This is a genomic window from Aeromonas sp. sif2433, assembly GCF_019218705.1.
GTDB classification, from domain to species: domain Bacteria; phylum Pseudomonadota; class Gammaproteobacteria; order Enterobacterales; family Aeromonadaceae; genus Aeromonas; species Aeromonas encheleia.
On record NZ_JAHUXD010000013.1, the window covers coordinates 66,914 to 84,763 of the forward strand.

Consider the following 17,850-nt stretch of genomic DNA (forward strand, 5'->3'; position numbering starts at 1 on the left):
TATGGAATCACAACGCAATTTACTCCTGATCGGTTTGCTGTTCGTGAGCTTTTTGCTCTGGCAACAGTGGGAGTCCGACAAGGCTCCGAAGCCGGCCCCGACTACCGTGGCCCAAACCGAACATTTCGTACCTGAAGCCGGTCAGACCGGTGATATTCCTCAGGTTTCCGAGCAAGCCAACGCCACCACCGCACGCAAGCTGATCACCGTCTCTTCCGACGTGCTCAAGCTGACCCTGGATACCCAGGGCGGTGACATCGTCTCTGCCGAACTGCTGGCCCACAAGCTGGAAGAAGGCAAGGAGCAGCCGTTCACCCTGCTGACCAGTCAACCTGCGCACCTCTATGTTGCCCAGAGCGGTCTGGTGGGTCGTGATGGCCCGGACAGCCAGGCTCAGGGTCGTCCCACCTACGAAGCCGCCCAGACCAGCTACCAGCTGGCCGACGGTCAGGATCAGGTCATGGTCCCCATGACCTGGACCGACAGCAAGGGCGTGGTCTTCACCAAGGAGTTCGTGCTCAAGCGCGGTGACTACGCCATTGGCGTCGATTACAAGATCGACAACAAGTCTGCCGCACCCGTCCAGGTACAGTTCTACGGCCAGCTGAAGCAGACAGTGACCACGCCGAAGGACCAGGAAGGTCATGCCATGGTGGCCAGCGCCTACCGTGGTGGTGCCTTCTCCAGCGAAGATACCCGCTACAAGAAGTACACCTTCGACGAGATGAAGGATGCCGACCTGAACAAGACCACCAAGGGTGGTTGGGTCGCCATGCTGCAACACTACTTCGTCTCCGCCTGGGCACCGAATGCCGAGGATACCAACAGCTTCTACAGCCGCGTGATCCCGGGTAAAGACCAGGCCATCATTGGTTACAAGGCGCCGCTGGTTGACGTGGCTGCCGGTCAGCAGGCCGAAGTGACCAGCAAGCTGTGGGTCGGTCCCAAGCTGCAGGATCAGATGGCCAAGGTGGCAAACCACCTCGACCTGACCGTCGACTACGGCTGGCTCTGGTTCATCGCTCAGCCGCTGCACTGGCTGCTGACCGTGTTCCACGGCTTCGTCCAGAACTGGGGTCTGGCCATCATCATGCTGACCTTGCTGGTACGCGGTATCATGTTCCCGCTGACCAAGGCCCAGTACACCTCCATGGCCAAGATGCGCATGCTGCAACCCAAGCTGGCTGCGCTCAAGGAACGCTTCGGTGACGATCGCCAGAAGATGTCCCAAGGCATGATGGAGCTGTACAAGAAGGAGAAGGTCAACCCGCTCGGTGGCTGTCTGCCGATCCTGGTGCAGATGCCGATCTTCATCGCCCTGTACTGGGCATTGATGGAGTCTGTCGAGCTGCGTCACGCACCGTTCGCCCTGTGGATCACCGACCTGTCGGTGAAGGACCCCTTCTTCGTGCTGCCGATCCTCATGGGTGCCTCCATGTGGTACCTGCAGAAGATGAGCCCGACCACCATCACGGACCCCATGCAGCAGAAGGTGATGCAGTTCATGCCGATCATCTTCACCTTCATGTTCCTCTGGTTCCCGGCTGGCCTGACCCTGTACTGGTTGGTGAGTAACGTCATCTCCATTACCCAGCAGACCATCATCTACCGTCAGCTGGAGAAGAAAGGCCTGCACACCCGCAGCTGATCTTCCCCCTGATGACAAAAGAGGCGGCCTTCGGGCCGCCTTTTTTATTACAATGTCCGCAATGACCGACCCTATTACCGAACAGATGAGCCAAGCAAGATGACAACAGATACGATCGTGGCCCAGGCCACCGCCCCCGGCCGGGGTGGCGTCGGCATAGTCCGCGTCTCAGGCCCCGCCGCCGAACGAGTCGCCGAAATCGTACTCGGTCGACTGCCCAGGGTGCGTTATGCCGAATATCTGCCGTTCAAGGATGAGCAGGGCCAGCCGCTGGACCAGGGCATAGCCCTGCTGTTCAAGGCCCCCAACAGCTTCACCGGCGAGGACGTGCTGGAGCTGCAGGGTCACGGCGGCCCCGTCATCCTGGACATGCTGATCCGCCGCATCCTGCAAATTGAAGGCCTCCGCCCCGCCCGTCCCGGCGAGTTCAGCGAACGCGCCTTCCTCAATGACAAGCTGGACCTGGCCCAGGCCGAGGCCATCGCCGATCTAATCGAGGCCTCCAGCGAGCAGGCCGCCCGCAGTGCCATGCACTCCCTGCAGGGCCAGTTCTCCGGCAAGATCCAGCAACTGGTGGAGAGTCTCACCAGATTGCGTATCTATGTGGAGGCCGCCATCGACTTCCCGGACGAGGAGATCGATTTCCTATCCGACGGCAAGGTGGCGGGGGATCTGTACGGCATCATGGCGGAGCTGGACGACGTGCGCGGCGAGGCCAAGCAGGGCGCCCTGCTGCGGGAAGGCATGAAGGTGGTGATCGCCGGCCGTCCCAACGCCGGCAAGTCGAGCCTGCTCAATGCCCTGGCCGGACGCGAGTCCGCCATCGTCACCGAGATCGCCGGCACCACCCGCGACGTGCTGCGCGAGCACATCCACCTGGATGGCATGCCGCTGCACATCATCGACACCGCCGGCCTGCGCGACACCCAGGACAAGGTTGAGCAGATCGGCATAGAGCGCGCCTGGGCCGAGATTGAGCAGGCCGACCGGGTGCTGTTCATGGTGGATGGCACCACCACGGATGCGATAGACCCGCGGGAGATCTGGCCGGAATTTGTCGATCGCCTGCCAAAAAACATCGGTCTCACCGTGGTACGCAACAAGGCCGATCTGACCGGCGAGGATCTGGCTCCTCGCAGTGAGCTGGGCCACGCGGTCTATCGCATCTCCGCCAAGACCGAGCTGGGGCTGCCCGCCCTGCGCGAGCACCTGAAGGCCTGCATGGGCTTTCAGGGCAACACCGAGGGGGGCTTCATGGCCCGCCGTCGCCACCTGGATGCACTGGAGCGTGCCGCCGATCGGCTGCTGGTGGCCAAGGAGCAGCTTGAAGTCTATGTGGCTGGCGAGCTGGTGGCCGAGGAGCTGCGCCTGGCGCAGGAGTCCCTGTCCGAGATCACCGGCGAGTTCAGCTCGGACGATCTGCTGGGCCGCATCTTCTCCAGCTTCTGCATCGGCAAGTAAGCCGGCATCAGCCACCCACAAAAAAGCCCGGGCATGGTCCCGGGCTTTTTATTATGCGTTTTTTATTCAGGACCCTAGAGGCGGCGCAGGCACCACATGAAGTAAGCGCCCCCTAACAGGGTGGAGACCAGCCCGACCGGCAGCTCCTGCGGGAACAGGATCTGCTGGCCGATCCAGTCGGCCGACACCATCAGCAGGGCGCCACAGCCCGCCGCGCCGAGCAGGTGCCAGCGGGCCCGCACCAGCCCCATCAGCTTGGCCATGTGGGGTGCCAGCAGGCCGGCGAAGGAGAGTGGCCCTATCACCATGGTCGCGCTGGCGGTGAGCACGGCCACCAGCAGCAGTATGACGAGCTGGGCACGGCTGAGGCGAACCCCCAGCGCGGTCGCCACCGCCGGTCCCATCGGCATCAGATCGAGCCAGCGGCTCACCAGCAGGCAGACCGCCAGCATCAACAGCGCCAGCAGGGCCAGCGCACTGGCCACCGGTTGGGTGACGTAATAGGTGGAGCCGGACATCCAGGCGAGCAGCTGCTGCACCCGCATGTCGCCGTTGGCCAGGGCGATGGCCTGCAGCGGCTCGAACAGCGCCGTGATGGCGATGCCAGACAGCAGGATCCGCTCCGGCTGGAAGCCGTTTTTGCGGTTGATCAGCACCAGCAGCAGCAGGCAAACGAAGGCTCCCAGCAGGCCCCCCAGCAACATCAGGGGCAGCGGCAGGGCGGGTAGCAGCAGGGCCATGACGATCACGCCCATGAAGGTGCCACCGCTCACCCCCAGCAGCTCGGGGCTCGCCATGGGGTTGTTGCTGACCCGCTGCAGCAGGGTGCCCGCCAGCGCCAGCAGCACACCGGCAGCTCCGGCCGCCAGGGTACGCGGCAGACGCCACTCCAGCTGGGCCTGCCACCTCAGCCAGCTCGGCCAACCCCAGCCGTTCATCCCCTGGCCAAACAGCAGGGAGGCCAGCATGGCGACCACCAGCCCGGCCACCAAAATACCGATGAAACGCGCCGGCGCCGGATGCCGCGCCACCACCAGCCCGACGGCTGCTTTCGGGGTCGTCGACTTGAAGCTGAGGCGCGGGATCAGCCAGAGCAGCAGCGGCGCCCCCAGCAGGGCAGTCATGGCGCCGGTCGGGATCAACACGGGCCAGAAGCGGGTCAGGGATTGCAGCAGCAGATCGGTGGCCGCCAGCAGCAGGGCACCCAGCACCGGGGCCCACAGCAGGCGCAAACCTAGCCGCCTCACCCCCAGCATCCGCACCATCACAGGGGCCGCCAGCCCGATGAAGCCGATCAGCCCCACCACGCTCACCACACAGGCGGTGATGAAGACCGCGAGGCCGAGGCCGGCGAAGCGCAGGTGCTTGAGGGAGACCCCCAGGCTGCGAGCGCTGGCGTCATCCAGCTCCAGCACCGCCAAGGGGCGAGCCAGCAGCGCCGCCAGCACACCGGCCACCAGCAACCGTGGCAGCAGGTAGCCGACACCGCTCCAGCTGGTCTGGGCCAATGAGCCACTGCCCCACACCAGCAGGCCCTTGAGCTCCTCCTGGAAGAACAGCAGCAGCCCCAGGCTGATGGCCGCGAGATAGAGGTTGATCACCAGGCCCGCGAATACGATGACCACGGGGTTGAGCTGACGACGCCAGGCCAGGGCAAACACCAGCCCCATGGCGAGGCTGCCCCCTAGCATGGCAATCCACTCGCGCCCGATCAGCAACCAGCTCGGGGCAAACAGGGTCACCATCATCAGCGCCAGCTGGGCGCCGGAGGCGACCCCCAGGGTCGTCGGTGAGGCAAGCGGATTGCGCAGCACCTGCTGCATCAGGGTGCCGGCCAGGCCGAGGGCAGCGCCAGCCAGCAGGCAGATGGCCAGCCTGGGCAGCCAGCTGAAGTGGATCACCGCCTGGCGGACATCATCCAGCTGCGGCGAGAACAGGGTCTGCCACCAGAGCGCCTGCGGCAGTTGATGAGCCAGATCCCAGCCGGCCAGCGACAGGGTCAACAGCAGCAGGACGAGACCGGGGCGCAGCAGGGAGACGGGAAGGATTTGATTCATTGGGTGGCCCCCTCGGCGGACACATGGGTTGCCAGATCGGAGGCCGCGTCCTCCTGCAGGGCCTCGCTCAGCAGCTCGGCGAAGCGGCGGGCGGCCAGCAGACCGCCGAAACTCCAGACGGCGGGCAGGTGCAGCACCTTGCCCTGCTTCACCAACGGCAGATGCTGCCAGAGCCCAGGCTCCTGCAGCCGCTCGCTCACCCCCACCGGGATGGGGTCGACCACCACCAGCAGTGCTTCTGGCAGGGCCAGGAACTGCTCCAGACTGATCACGGAGAAGCCCCAGGCATTGGTCTCCCCCTGCCAGGCGTTGCGCAGCCCCAGCCGCCCCATCACCGCCTCGAACAGGCTGTGGCGGCCAAACACCCGCACATGGCGCTCGTCGATAAACTGCACCAGCAGCAGCGGCGGCAGATCCGCGGGCAGCCGTGCCTTCAGCTGCGCCAGATCCCTGTCCAGCGCGGCGAGTTGGTGCTCGGCCTCGGCACTCTTACCCACCAGGGCGGCTATGGTCAGGGTCGCCTCGTGCAGCCGCTGCCACAGATCGGTATCGGGTTCATAGAGGGCGATGGATAGTACCGGGGCAATGCGGGACAGGGTGGGTTCCAGCGATGCCATCAGCGGCGAGATGAGGATCAGATCGGGTTTGAGCTCCGCCAGCAGCTCGCGATTGGGCTGCATCCGCAGGCCTATATCCACCACCTCGGCGGGGAGCTCTGGCTCCCCCACCCAGGCGCGATAGGAGTCCACATCCCCCATGGCCAGCGGCGTGACGCCGAGGGCCAGCAGGGTTTCAGCTACCGTCCAGTCGACGGTCGCGATGCGGGGGATGGATTGCACTTCCTGCTCGGTAGTTGCCGGTTGGGCCTGCAACAGCAGCGGAGCCAGCAGACAGCAGATCCAGCCCGTTTTTTTCAGTAAACGCATCGATATCCCCGACTAGATGATGGCGATATTGTGGGCGTGATCCGGATGGCGCATCACGGCCATGGGGATGCCGTAGATGGCGTGCAGCGTCTCGCTGGTCATGATCTGCTCCGGCTCGCCGTGGGTCAGCAGGCGGCCACTGTGCAGCGCCACCAGCCGATCGCAGAAGCGGGACGCCATGTTGATGTCATGGATGACGATGATGACCCCGAGGTTGAGCTGACGACTCAACTGCTGCACCAGGGTCAGCACCTCCACCTGGTGGGCCACATCCAGCGCGGCCAGCGGCTCATCCAGCAGGATGAAGCGACTCTCCTGGGCCAGCAACATGGCCAGCCAGACCCGGCCCCGCTCGCCACCGGACAGGGTATCCACCAGCCTGTCGGCGAAGCGTTCGGTATGGGTGAGGGCGATGGCCTTGTCGACCTGACGGTGATCGGCCTCCTGCATACGCCCCAGCAGACCGCGCCAGGGGTAGCGACCCATCTCCACCAGCTCCCGGCCGAGCAGGTTCTCGGCACTCGGCAGGTGCTGTGGCAGATAAGCCACCTGACGGGCGAAGTCCCGGTTGCCCCACTCGGACAGCGGCTTGTCGTCGAACAGGATCTCGCCATCGCTCAGGGGTTGCTGGCGCGCCAGCAGTTTGAGCAAGGTGGATTTACCGGAGCCGTTGTGGCCGATGAGGCCATAGACCTGGCCCTGCTCGAAGCGCAGGCTGGTGGGTTGCAGCAGCTTACGGTCGCTTATCGTGAAGCTGGCGGCTTTCATCTCAAACATGATCTGCTCCCGCACTGGCTCGATGCCCGAAGCTCAAGTCGGTGTGCGCCATCGATCGGCGATCGTTCACCATAAAACCGGCAGATTTCGTCTCAAACATGATCTGTTCCTGTGCTGGCCTTGGTGCCAGTCCTGTCAGTGCCGGTGTCAGACCGGCACTTCATTATCCAGATGGGCGACGGCATCCTGGCTGACCTGCTCACGGCGCGCGCCGGTCAGCTCGGTGAGCTGGCCCTGGCGCATCTCCAGCAGGCGATCGGCCTGGGAGAAATAGAGATCGTCGTGGCTGATGGCGATCACCGTCTTGCCCATCTCTCTCAGGCGCGGCAACAGCACCTGGTAGAAGATGCGGCGGAACTGGGGATCCTGATCCGCCGCCCACTCGTCAAACAGCATCACCTCGCGCTGCTCGGCCAGTGCCAGCAGCAGGGCGACCCGCTTGCGCTGCCCCTGGGAGAGCTCGACGTTGGCGATGAAATCGTCCTCGATGACGAGCTTGCTGCCCATCTGCAGCCGCTCCAGCCACTCGGCGATCAGCGCCTCTTTCGGCTCTGGCCCCAGCAGATGCTGGAACAGGTGGTAATCGGTGAAGATGGCGGAGAACAGCGCCAGGTAGGCGTTGCGATCGGTGATGGGCTCACCATCCAGCAGGATCCGGCCCGAGACCGGCTGATAGAGCCCGGTCAGCAGCATGGCCAGGGTCGACTTGCCGGAGCCGTTGCCGCCGATGATGAAGATCTGCTCCCCTTTCTCTATGGTGAGGCTGATGGGCCCCACTGCGAAGCCGCCCTCCCCCTGATAGTGAAAGCTCACTTGCTCCAGCTGGATGCGTTGCCAGGCCTGGGGTGCAGGTGGCAGCGGGAAGGCGGGATCCGGCTCGGCCAGGGTCAGGCTCGCTATCTTGTCGAATGCCACCTGAGCGGAGATCAGGGTCGGCAGCGCCCCTATCCCTTGCAACAAGGGGGTACGGAGGAACAGCAGGGTCAGGGCGAAGGTGGCCGCCACGTTGGTGTTGGCCCAACCCAGCCCGTTGGCCAGGAAGAACACCAGGCCGATGGCCCCCAGCATCATGATGTTCGACCAGTTCACCGCGCTCAGGTGATAGGTGTCGGCACTGATGATGTGGCGACGATAGTCCTGCGCGTTCTGCTCATAGAGCCGGTGATAGATGAAGTGCGCCCGCTCGCGATTGAGCGCCAGCTCCTTGCTGCCGGCGATGATGGCCTGGTAGTTCTGATAGAGCTTGTCTTCGGCCTGGCGCATGTGGGACAGGTGGCGATAGACCCGGTTGACCAGCAGCCAGCCCACCACCATGGTGAGGGTGACCCAGAGTGCGGTGACCCCGAGCAGGGCCGGCGACAACCAGCCGAGGTAGAGCGCAGAGCCTATGGTGAGTACCAGCCCCTGCACCAGCTCCGGCAGGCGCACGAAGGCGATGGTGATCTGGCCGATGTCGCTGGAGAGGGAGGCCAGCAACGGCCCCTGCCCTATCTGGCGAATGCGGGCGACGTCGGTGTCCAGCAACTGCTTGAGCAGGCGGCCACGCAGGCGATAGACAAAATGATGACCGAGCGTGGTCAGGGCCAATTGAGAGCCGAGTGTGATCACCAGCAACAGCAGAATGAGGCCGATCAGCTGGCCGAGCACCGACAGCGGATCCCCTACGGATTCGATGAGAGAGTGATTGATGAAGGCGATGACGCCTATCCCGCTCACCGCACTGAGCAGGCTGAGCAGGGTAATGGCAATGAAGGGCCAACGATATTGGCGGTAAACCAGTGACAAGAGTTCCATGACAGGCCTGTGTACAAAAAGAAGGAGGGCGGGAGCTTGAGGCCCCCGCCCGGCCTGTATCTTACCAGCGGTAGTTGACAGATCCGACTATGCTGCGCGGTTCACCGTAGTAGCAGTAGTAATCACAGCTCGCCACATAGGTGTCGTCCAGCAGGTTGTTGACGTTGATCTGGGCCCGCCAGTTCTTGGCAAAGTCATACCCGATCATCGCATCCCACACCGTCTGGGCCGGCACCTCTGCCGAACCATAGATGGGGTTGTAGTTGGCATCCACCGCACCTATGCCGACACTGGAGCCGATATAGCGCACCCCGGTGCCGACTTCCAGCCCGGAGACCGGACCCTGCTGCACCTTGTAGTTACCCCAGAAGGAGGCCTGGTGGCGCGGGATCAGGCTGGCCTGGCGATCACCGTTGCCGGTGTCGTTGGTCTTGGCATCGGTGTAGGTATAAGCCGCGGTCAGGCGCAGTGCCTCTGTGGCTTGCACGCTCCCCTCAACCTCTACGCCTTGAGACTTGACCTTGCCTGCCTGAGTCTGCTGGCCGGAACCGGTGGAGACCAGGGAGTTGGTCTGCTCCAGATCGAACAGCGCCAGGTTGATGTAGCCATCGAGGAAACTCGGCGCGTACTTGATGCCGGTCTCGTACAGCTTGCCCTCGAGCGGCTTGTAGGAGTTCTTGGTGTTGGGATCGATCCCCGGCAGCACCTCGAACGACTCTGCATAGGCGAAGTAAGGGGAGAGGCCGTTGTCGGCCAGGTACATCAGGCTGCCGGAGAGCGAGAGGTTGTCATCGTACTGCTTCTCGTTCTTGCTGGCCGCTTCGCTGATGTTGTGGGTCTCCACATAGTCGAAGCGGCCGCCGGCGGTCAGCAACCAGCGATCGTCCCAACGGATCTGGTGCTGGGCATAGAGGCCGCTCTGGCCCTTGGTGTTCTTCTGATAGGTGGCGGTGGATTCATCGAAGCCAGGGAAGTTGCCGTAATCCGGGTTCATGGTATCGATGGATCCCATGGCGTAGTTGTCGGCCTCGACCCCTTCGTTCACGTGACGCTGCAGATCGATCCCCAGCAGCAGAGTCTGCTCGGTGCGATCCGTGTTCCAGTAACCCACCAGCTGGTTGTCCATGGTGGCGCTCTTGGTGTCGCCATCGCGGTAGACCAGACCACGGTAGGCGGTGGTGCCTTCGTAAGTCGGGAAGATGTAGGTCTGGCGCAGCAGCAGATCGTTGTAGTTGAAGCGGACGTTCTGCTTGAACTCCCAGGTCTGGTTGAACTGGTGGGCCAGCTCGTAACCGGTGGAGATCTGGGTGTTGCGGTTGCGATCGTAATCCGGCTGACTCAGGTTGGTGCTGGGATCGATCTGGCCGCCCTCGGTGTTGAGGGTGCCATAGACGGGGAAGAAGCCGTTGGTCGGCACCCCTTCGTCGTGCAGGAAGCTGGCCAGCAGGGTGAGGCTGGTGCGATCCGAGATATCCAGGGTGACGCTTGGCGCCAGATAGGAGCGCTCGTTATAGGTGCCATCCAGCACGCCGTCACGCTCTTTATAGAGTGCAACCATGCGATAGCGGCTGTTGTCGGTCAGCTCGTCGGAGAAGTCGACGCCGATCTGGCGCAGATCCCGGTTGCCCAGCTGCAGATTGACCAATCCTTGCGGGGTCGCGGTCGGACGCTTGCTGATGGAGTTGATCACGCCGCCGGGAGGGGCCTCGCCGTAGAGGATGGAGGCCGGTCCCTTCAGCACTTCCACGCTTTCCAGGCCGAAGGGCTCCGGCGTCCACACATAGTAGCCGGTGCTGAACTGGCGGTTGCCATCCAGGTAGGAGGCGGCATCGAAGCCACGGACCTTGAACCAGTCGGTGTTGTTGTCCGAGCCATACAGGCCGGTGAGCACGCCAGAGCGGTAGCGCACGGACTCATCGAGCTGAAGCACGGCGTGCTGATCCAGCTCCTCGCGATTGACCACCGAGACGGCACGGGGCGTCTCGGCCATCGGCACTTCGATCTTCATGGCGGTACCTGTCACCACCATGGTCTCGCTGGCCTTGGGTAATTCCTTATCGGCTTGTTCCGCTGCCAGAACCGGCAGACTGGCTAGTAAACAGGAGAGCGGCAGCAGGTGCTGGACACCCTTCTTCCGCATAGTTGCAGTTGAGTTGTTATCTTGCGCAATCATATTAAATGTCTCAAATATCAATAAGTTATTTTGGTTTCTTATTATGACCGCCCAATCCTGCCGGTTAGCCCGGTTCCTTAGGCGAATAAAGCAGCGTCATGCTACTACAGGAGCCATGATCGAATCGATTCATTAATTGCTAATCATTTGCATCTGCATTGTTACTTAACGTATCAATGAGGCGGGATTTTGAGCAGAAGGACTCATTCATGCATTGAGCAAGATGGCGGGATTCTGGGAAGGATCAAAAATAGCGGTGAAACCCGCCTCTGCATGAAAAAGCCGGAAGGATCCTTTATCCCCAAGCTTTATCCATATTTATCCACATCCTTTGGCGGTAGAATCCGGTTCCGCACTCTCCGCATTCTTTCAGGATCCATTCCATGGCCAAACTCAATCTCATCGTCGGCTCCATGCTGGGCGCCGCCGAATATGTCGCAGATCATGTCGCCAACCTGCTGGAGCAGGCGGGTCATCAGCCCAAGATCCACAACCCGGCCAGCCTCGCCGAGGTGCTGGCAGAGCCTGATGCCATCCTGCTGGTGGTCACCTCCACCCATGGCGCCGGTGATGTTCCCGATAACCTGCAGCCCTTCGTCAAGGATCTTGCCGACCAGCATCCGGATCTTAATGCCTTGAAATATGGCGTGATCGCGCTCGGTGACAGCAGTTATGACACCTTCTGCCAGGGTGGCAGGACGCTGGATCAGCTGCTGGCCGAGTGTGGCGCCAGCCGGATCGGGGATCGTCTAGACATCGATGTCACCCAGCACGAGATCCCGGAAGATGCCGCCGAAGCCTGGATCCAGGACTGGATGCAGATGATCGCCTGATCAGGGCCTGGGAGATCCGGCAGAAAAGCCTTGATCTCCCCGTTTATCCCCAGATCCCTATCCACCAGGTTATTAACAGATTGATCCGAACGAGTTGTTCTACATTGTTACCCACAACACTCGGGGGTAATGTGTATAACTACCGTGTAAAGCTCTGCAAAACCTATAGTTATCCATGTATGAGATCCAGCCCGCCAGCCGCCTGTGTATAAAAGCACTGGTTATCCCCCTATTCACGGTCCCAGGATCCAAGCTTTTCCACAAGCTGGGATCGTCTTTAACCAGATGATCTTTATGATCAAAAAGTGCTTATCAACAGAAACCCTGGATCCTAATAAAAGATCCAATAAAAGATCGATCTAAAGATCCTTAAGATCTAATTACCGGATCCTTCATCCATACTGATCCTGAAGTAGACGTTCCCCTCAGGATGCGAAACGGATAGAATGATCCGCCCCTCAGCCCAGGCAAATACAGATCTTCAGGCGTGCAGATCAAGGTGATCCCCAATGCAATACCATGAACAATTTGATGTGATCGTCGTCGGTGGCGGTCACGCAGGAACCGAAGCAGCAACAGCGGCCGCCCGCATGGGTCTCAATACCCTGTTGCTGACCCACAACATCGATACGCTGGGGCACATGTCCTGTAATCCTGCGATCGGCGGGATCGGCAAGGGACACCTGGTCAAGGAAGTTGACGCCCTGGGCGGGATCATGGCGCGAGCCATCGATCTTGGCGGGATCCAGTTCCGTACCCTCAACTCCTCCAAGGGACCGGCGGTACGAGCCACTCGCGCCCAGGCGGATCGTCTGCTCTACAAGGCCGTAGTTCGCCAGACTCTGGAGAACTACCCCAACCTGAAGATCTTCCAGCAGGCCTGTGATGATCTGATCATGGACGGGGATCGTGTCGCCGGTGTCGTCACCCAGAGCGGGATCCGCATCAGCGGCAAGACGGTGGTGTTGACCGTCGGCACCTTCCTGAACGGCCTGATCCACATCGGCATGGAAAACTACAAGGGCGGCCGCGCCGGGGATCCTCCCTCGATCGCCCTGGCCCAGCGGTTACGTGAACTGCCGCTGCGCATCGATCGTCTCAAGACAGGCACGCCGCCGCGCATCGATGCCCGCACCGTCGATTTCTCCGTGATGCAGCAGCAGCACGGTGACGATCCCCGCCCGGTCTTCTCGTTTATCGGCGATGCCAGCCAGCACCCACGCCAGGTGCCCTGCTACGTCACGCACACCAACGAGCAGACCCACGAGGTGATCCGCAACAACCTGGATCGCAGCCCCATGTACGCCGGGGTGATCGAGGGGATAGGCCCCCGTTACTGCCCGTCGATCGAGGACAAGATCACCCGTTTCGCGGACAAGACAGCGCACCAGATCTTCGTCGAGCCGGAAGGCCTGACCACCCACGAACTCTATCCGAACGGGATCTCCACCAGCCTGCCATTCGATGTGCAGGTGCAGATCGTGCGTTCGATCCGCGGCTTCGAGAATGCCCATATCACCCGTCCCGGCTACGCCATCGAATACGACTTCTTCGATCCGCGGGATCTCAAGGCCAACATGGAGAGCAAGTGCATCGCCAACCTGTTCTTCGCTGGCCAGATCAACGGCACCACGGGCTATGAAGAGGCGGCGGCTCAGGGGCTGATGGCCGGCTTGAACGCCGGCCTGCGTGCCCAGGGCAAAGAAGCCTGGCACCCCCGCCGGGATCAGGCCTACATGGGCGTGATGATGGACGATCTCTCCACCCTGGGGACCCGCGAGCCCTACCGCATGTTCACCAGCCGCGCCGAATACCGCTTGCTGCTGCGTGAAGACAACGCCGATCTGCGCCTGACCGCCGTCGGCCGCGAGCTGGGTCTGGTGGATGACGAGCGCTGGAGCAAGTTCAACGCCAAGATGGAGCAGGTTGAGCTGGAGCGTCAGCGCATGCGCTCGACCTGGATCCACCCGCAACACCCGTCACTGGAGGCGGTCAACGCCCTGGTGAACACCCCATTGACCCGCGAGCAGAGCCTGGAAGAGCTGTTGCGTCGGCCGGAGGTCACCTACGATGCCCTGATGGCCATCGAAGGGGTGGGCCCGGCGCTGGAAGATACGGCGGCGGCGGATCAGGTGGAGATCCAGATCAAGTACGCCGGCTACATCGAGCGTCAGCACGACGAGGTGGAGAAGCAGCTGCGCAATGAGAACACTCTGCTGCCGCTGGACATGAACTACCGCGACGTGAATGGTCTCTCCAACGAGGTGATCGCCAAGCTGAGCGATGCCAGGCCGCAGACCATAGGTCAGGCCTCCCGCATCTCCGGCATCACCCCCGCGGCCATCTCCATCCTGCTGGTTCACCTGAAGAAACACGGCCTGCTGCGTAAAACCGCCTGAGGATCCCCATGCTGGAAAGATTGAACGGCCTGCTCATGCAGGCCGGTATTGTTATCACCGACCATCAAAAGAGCCAGTTGGTACACTTGGTCGAGTTGCTGCACAAGTGGAACAAGGCTTACAATCTCACCTCGGTGCGAGATCCGGACGCCATGCTGGTCAAGCATATCCTTGACAGCCTGGTGGTGAGCCCGCACCTGCACGGTGAGCGTTTCATCGATGTGGGCACCGGCCCCGGCCTGCCCGGCCTGCCGCTGGCCATCATCAACCCGGACAAGCAGTTCGTGCTGCTCGACAGCCTGGGCAAGCGGATCAACTTCATCCGCCAGGTGATCCAGGAGCTGGGACTGACCAATGTGACGCCAGTCAAATCCCGGGTTGAAGAGTATCAACCGGAAGTGGGGTTCGATGGGGTGCTCAGCCGGGCCTTTGCCTCCCTGGAGGACATGCTCACCTGGTGTCACCATCTGCCGTCGCCTCAGGGCAGCTTCCTGGCGCTCAAGGGACAATATCCCGAGCAGGAACTGGCGCAGTTGCCCGCCAGCATCCGTCTGGTCGCCACCCATCAGCTGGTGGTGCCGGAGCTGGAAGGTGAACGTCATCTGCTGGAGTTTAAAGCCATCCAGCCCGAATAGGGCCGCCGTATTCATTTAGGGGATAGTGTGGGAAAAGTCATTGCCATAGCCAACCAGAAGGGTGGAGTGGGTAAAACTACCACCTGTGTGAATCTGGCCGCCTCCATGGCCGCCACCCGGCGCAAGGTGCTGGTGATCGATCTGGATCCGCAGGGCAATGCCACCATGGGCAGCGGTGTCGACAAGTACGAAGTCGAACGCACCGCCTATGAACTGCTGATCGACGATGCCCCCATCAACGAGGTGATCATCACCGAGACCTCGGGTGGCTATCACCTCATCGCCGCCAATGCCGACGTGACGGCGGCGGAAATCCGTCTGATGGAATTCTTCGCCCGCGAGCTCCGCCTGCGCAATGCGCTGGCCTCGGTGCGGGACAAATACGACTACGTCTTCATCGACTGCCCGCCTTCCCTCAACATGCTTACCGTCAACGCCATGGCCGCCGCCGACTCCGTGCTGGTGCCCATGCAGTGCGAGTATTACGCGCTGGAAGGGCTCACCGCCCTGGTCGACACCATCAGCAAGCTGGCGGCCGTGGTCAACCCGGAGCTGAAGATCGAGGGGGTGCTGCGCACCATGTTCGATCACCGCAACCGGCTGGCCAATGATGTGTCCGATCAGCTGAAACAGCACTTCGGGGACAAGGTCTATCGCACCATCATCCCCCGCAACGTAAGACTGGCGGAGGCCCCGAGCTTCGGTGCCCCGGCTATGCACTATGACAAATCATCGGTGGGGGCCAAGGCTTATCTGGCCCTGGCTGGCGAGATCCTGCGTCGTCAGGAGCAGGAACCACAGCCGATCACCGCAGACCGAGAGCGCATATGACTCTGAAGAAACGTGGGCTGGGCAAGGGGTTGGATGCCCTGCTTAGCACCAGCACGGCCGCCCGCCAGAAACAGGTGATGAGCGATCAGCGTACCGAGCAGGCCATGGCGCCCACCAACCAGGGCGAGCTGCGCAAGCTGCCGCTGGAGTGGCTGCAGTCCGGCAAGTACCAGCCGCGCAAGGACATGTCGCAGGATGCGCTGGAAGACCTGGCCAACTCGATCCGGGCGCAAGGTGTGATTCAGCCGATAGTGGTACGCTCCATCGGCGAGAACCGTTTCGAGATCATCGCCGGTGAGCGGCGCTGGCGCGCTTCCCAGCTGGCCCGGCTTGAGGTGGTGCCCTGCATCGTCAAGGATGTGCCCGACGAGGCCGCGGTGGCCATCGCGCTGATTGAGAACATCCAGCGCGAAGATCTCAACGCCATCGAAGAGGCGGTCGCCTTGCAGCGGCTGCTGACCGAATTCGAGCTGACCCACCAGCAGGTGGCCGAGGCGGTGGGCAAGTCCCGCACCACCGTGACCAACCTGCTGCGCCTCAACCAGCTCAACGAGGATGTGAAGCGGTTCGTCGAGCACGGCGACCTTGACATGGGCCATGCCCGTGCCCTGCTGGCCCTGAGCGGCCCGGCCCAATCCGAGCTGGCCAAGCTGGTCGCCCAGAAGGGGCTGACCGTACGAGATACCGAGAAACTGGTGCAAAAAGCGCTGGATCCGGCAAAAACCAAGGTTGAACCCGTCCGCGATCCCCAATTCGGTTACATCGAGCGCCAGATTTCAGAAAAAATTGGCAATCAGGTACAACTTCAACCGGGCAAGCAGGATAGCGGTAAGTTAGTAATAAGTTACGATAACTTAGCGGATTTGGACCGCTTACTGTGCTATTTTGGCCTGTCAGAATCGTGATTTTTACGCTTTTTGTAGTAATAAAACATCCATTCCTTTTGATATGAACATAACCTTAATTTCGCGCGGAAAGCCGCAAAAATTAAGGATTTTTGCCATGTTGCAATAGCTGTCTTCACGGGTATAATTTGACCGGCTTTTAGAGCTGTGAACCTGGGGTCTTCGGATCCCGATTTTTTACAGTTCTGTAATGTTCAGGGGTAGGTTGGTGAAACAGAAAATAGCCTTGGAAGGTTTGACGCTAGCCTTGGCTATGCTCGTTTGTCAGCTCATCCTGATCCTGGCGATCAGTTCCGTCTGGTTTTATCAGGCGGGGGCGTTCGCCGGACGTTCCTCCCTCTATGGGGGCGGAATGTACTGGGTTCCTCAAGCCCTGTTTACACTCTGGGTTCTGCGCCGCAAGGTGACGAAGGAGAGTGTGGGCTTGGTTTTGCGGGACTTTTATGGTGGGGCAGGGATTAAGCTCATTACTACAACAGGACTTTTCGCCCTGATGTTTGGCTCCGGGATCGAGGTCGACACCGTCTCGTTCTTCGCCACTTATATCCTCGCCCTCGTTGTACAGTGGATAGTTTCATTCACGCTTAACAACCACTATTAGGAAAACTCATGTCTGCAACCGGAGAAGTCCTGACTCCTCAGGGATATATCTCCCACCACCTGACCCACCTGCAAGTCGGGTCCGGGTTCTGGACGGTGAATATCGACTCTATGATATTTTCCGTCTTGCTAGGCGCCCTGTTTATCTGGTTGTTCCGCCGCGTGGCCGTCAAGGCTACCAGCGGTGTACCCGGTAAGCTGCAGTGCTTTGTGGAGATGCTGGTCGAGTTTGTGAATGGTAACGTCAAAGACATCTTTCATGGTCGCAACAAGGTCATCGCACCTTTGGGCCTGACGGTGTTTGTGTGGATCTTCCTGATGAACCTGATGGATCTGATCCCCGTTGACTTTATCCCTCACGCTGCACAGTTGATGGGTGTTCCCTATCTGCGTGTGGTTCCCTCTGCTGACGTTAACATCACCATGTCCATGGCTTTGGGCGTGTTCTTCTTGATCCTGTATTACAGTATCAAGGTCAAGGGTATCAGCGGATTCGTGAAGGAGCTGACGCTTCAGCCTTTCAATCACCCCGCTGCCATCCCGGTTAACTTCATCCTTGAAACCGTCACGTTGATTTCCAAGCCTGTTTCTTTGGGTCTGCGACTGTTCGGCAACATGTATGCTGGCGAACTGATCTTTATCCTTATTGCGGGTTTGTTACCCTGGTGGTCACAGTGGATCCTGTCCGTGCCTTGGGCAATTTTCCACATCCTGATCATCACTTTGCAGGCGTTTATCTTCATGGTTCTGACCATCGTCTATCTGTCGATGGCACAAGAAGACCATTGATGATGCAACTCAAATAATCCTT

Annotated in this window: 14 protein-coding genes; 9 read left to right on the top strand and 5 right to left on the bottom strand. The window is 60.9% G+C overall.

Annotation, left to right across the window (positions count from 1 at the left end; translation table 11 throughout):
* Window position 1: 1 nt before the first annotated feature.
* Both yidC and mnmE read left to right on the top strand, forming a co-directional pair.
* Window positions 2-1,648, top strand: coding sequence for a membrane protein insertase YidC (yidC, locus tag KW825_RS17855; RefSeq protein WP_218329949.1), 1,647 nt, complete (start codon window positions 2-4; stop codon window positions 1,646-1,648).
* 99 nt (window positions 1,649-1,747) lie between these two features.
* Entirely contained in the window at window positions 1,748-3,109 is a 1,362-nt protein-coding gene (gene mnmE / locus KW825_RS17860; RefSeq protein ID WP_042651574.1) for a tRNA uridine-5-carboxymethylaminomethyl(34) synthesis GTPase MnmE, read from the top strand.
* A gap of 74 nt (window positions 3,110-3,183) precedes the next feature.
* Here the strand turns inward: mnmE and fhuB are convergent, their stop codons facing one another.
* From fhuB to KW825_RS17885, 5 genes are all read right to left on the bottom strand, one after another.
* A complete protein-coding gene (gene fhuB, locus KW825_RS17865) occupies window positions 3,184-5,166 on the bottom strand; it encodes a Fe(3+)-hydroxamate ABC transporter permease FhuB (RefSeq protein ID WP_218329950.1) in 1,983 nt (660 codons plus the stop codon).
* Window positions 5,163-6,092: an ABC transporter substrate-binding protein gene (locus tag KW825_RS17870; RefSeq protein WP_218329951.1), complete on the bottom strand. Its 930-nt coding sequence runs from the start codon at window positions 6,090-6,092 to the stop codon at window positions 5,163-5,165. The genes fhuB and KW825_RS17870 overlap by 4 nt, the downstream gene beginning before the upstream one ends.
* Before the next feature lie 12 nt (window positions 6,093-6,104).
* Window positions 6,105-6,869 (bottom strand): ATP-binding cassette domain-containing protein, encoded by a 765-nt coding sequence (locus tag KW825_RS17875; RefSeq protein ID WP_218292553.1) that lies wholly within the window; start codon window positions 6,867-6,869, stop codon window positions 6,105-6,107.
* A 147-nt stretch (window positions 6,870-7,016) separates the two neighbouring features.
* The gene (locus KW825_RS17880) at window positions 7,017-8,663 is read right to left on the bottom strand and encodes a multidrug ABC transporter permease/ATP-binding protein (protein WP_218329952.1); all 1,647 of its coding nucleotides are present in this window, start codon (window positions 8,661-8,663) and stop codon (window positions 7,017-7,019) included.
* A gap of 61 nt (window positions 8,664-8,724) precedes the next feature.
* Window positions 8,725-10,836 carry a TonB-dependent siderophore receptor gene (locus KW825_RS17885; protein ID WP_218329953.1) on the bottom strand — a complete coding sequence of 704 codons (2,112 nt, stop codon included), beginning with the start codon at window positions 10,834-10,836 and terminating at the stop codon, window positions 8,725-8,727.
* Between the two features lie 383 nt (window positions 10,837-11,219).
* Here KW825_RS17885 and mioC point away from each other — a divergent pair, with 383 nt between their 5' ends.
* The 7 genes from mioC to atpB all read left to right on the top strand — a co-directional run bounded on the left by mioC (window position 11,220) and on the right by atpB (window position 17,828).
* A complete protein-coding gene (mioC, locus tag KW825_RS17890) occupies window positions 11,220-11,669 on the top strand; it encodes an FMN-binding protein MioC (protein WP_218329954.1) in 450 nt (149 codons plus the stop codon).
* A 509-nt stretch (window positions 11,670-12,178) separates the two neighbouring features.
* Window positions 12,179-14,068, top strand: a complete 1,890-nt coding sequence (gene mnmG / locus KW825_RS17895; RefSeq protein ID WP_042651581.1) for a tRNA uridine-5-carboxymethylaminomethyl(34) synthesis enzyme MnmG — start codon at window positions 12,179-12,181, stop codon at window positions 14,066-14,068.
* An 8-nt stretch (window positions 14,069-14,076) separates the two neighbouring features.
* Window positions 14,077-14,703, top strand: coding sequence for a 16S rRNA (guanine(527)-N(7))-methyltransferase RsmG (rsmG, locus tag KW825_RS17900; protein WP_042651582.1), 627 nt, complete (start codon window positions 14,077-14,079; stop codon window positions 14,701-14,703).
* 27 nt (window positions 14,704-14,730) lie between these two features.
* Window positions 14,731-15,534: a ParA family protein gene (locus tag KW825_RS17905; protein ID WP_042651583.1), complete on the top strand. Its 804-nt coding sequence runs from the start codon at window positions 14,731-14,733 to the stop codon at window positions 15,532-15,534.
* The gene (locus tag KW825_RS17910) at window positions 15,531-16,439 is read left to right on the top strand and encodes a ParB/RepB/Spo0J family partition protein (RefSeq protein ID WP_218292549.1); all 909 of its coding nucleotides are present in this window, start codon (window positions 15,531-15,533) and stop codon (window positions 16,437-16,439) included. Before KW825_RS17905 ends, KW825_RS17910 begins: the two co-directional genes overlap by 4 nt.
* Before the next feature lie 190 nt (window positions 16,440-16,629).
* Entirely contained in the window at window positions 16,630-17,040 is a 411-nt protein-coding gene (locus tag KW825_RS17915; RefSeq protein WP_042651585.1) for an ATP synthase subunit I, read from the top strand.
* Window positions 17,041-17,048: 8 nt separating this feature from the next.
* Entirely contained in the window at window positions 17,049-17,828 is a 780-nt protein-coding gene (atpB, locus tag KW825_RS17920; RefSeq protein ID WP_042651586.1) for a F0F1 ATP synthase subunit A, read from the top strand.
* Window positions 17,829-17,850: the final 22 nt, after the last annotated feature.

Bases quoted from the DNA above. Each gene is read 5' to 3' on its own strand.
- yidC (WP_218329949.1), top strand. From the start codon at position 2: ATGGAATCACAACGCAATTTACTCCTGATCGGTTTGCTGTTCGTGAGC.
- mnmE (WP_042651574.1), top strand. From the start codon at position 1,748: ATGACAACAGATACGATCGTGGCCCAGGCCACCGCCCCCGGCCGGGGT.
- fhuB (WP_218329950.1), bottom strand. From the start codon at position 5,166: ATGAATCAAATCCTTCCCGTCTCCCTGCTGCGCCCCGGTCTCGTCCTG.
- KW825_RS17870 (WP_218329951.1), bottom strand. From the start codon at position 6,092: ATGCGTTTACTGAAAAAAACGGGCTGGATCTGCTGTCTGCTGGCTCCG.
- KW825_RS17875 (WP_218292553.1), bottom strand. From the start codon at position 6,869: ATGTTTGAGATGAAAGCCGCCAGCTTCACGATAAGCGACCGTAAGCTG.
- KW825_RS17880 (WP_218329952.1), bottom strand. From the start codon at position 8,663: ATGGAACTCTTGTCACTGGTTTACCGCCAATATCGTTGGCCCTTCATT.
- KW825_RS17885 (WP_218329953.1), bottom strand. From the start codon at position 10,836: ATGATTGCGCAAGATAACAACTCAACTGCAACTATGCGGAAGAAGGGT.
- mioC (WP_218329954.1), top strand. From the start codon at position 11,220: ATGGCCAAACTCAATCTCATCGTCGGCTCCATGCTGGGCGCCGCCGAA.
- mnmG (WP_042651581.1), top strand. From the start codon at position 12,179: ATGCAATACCATGAACAATTTGATGTGATCGTCGTCGGTGGCGGTCAC.
- rsmG (WP_042651582.1), top strand. From the start codon at position 14,077: ATGCTGGAAAGATTGAACGGCCTGCTCATGCAGGCCGGTATTGTTATC.
- KW825_RS17910 (WP_218292549.1), top strand. From the start codon at position 15,531: ATGACTCTGAAGAAACGTGGGCTGGGCAAGGGGTTGGATGCCCTGCTT.
- KW825_RS17915 (WP_042651585.1), top strand. From the start codon at position 16,630: ATGTTCAGGGGTAGGTTGGTGAAACAGAAAATAGCCTTGGAAGGTTTG.
- atpB (WP_042651586.1), top strand. From the start codon at position 17,049: ATGTCTGCAACCGGAGAAGTCCTGACTCCTCAGGGATATATCTCCCAC.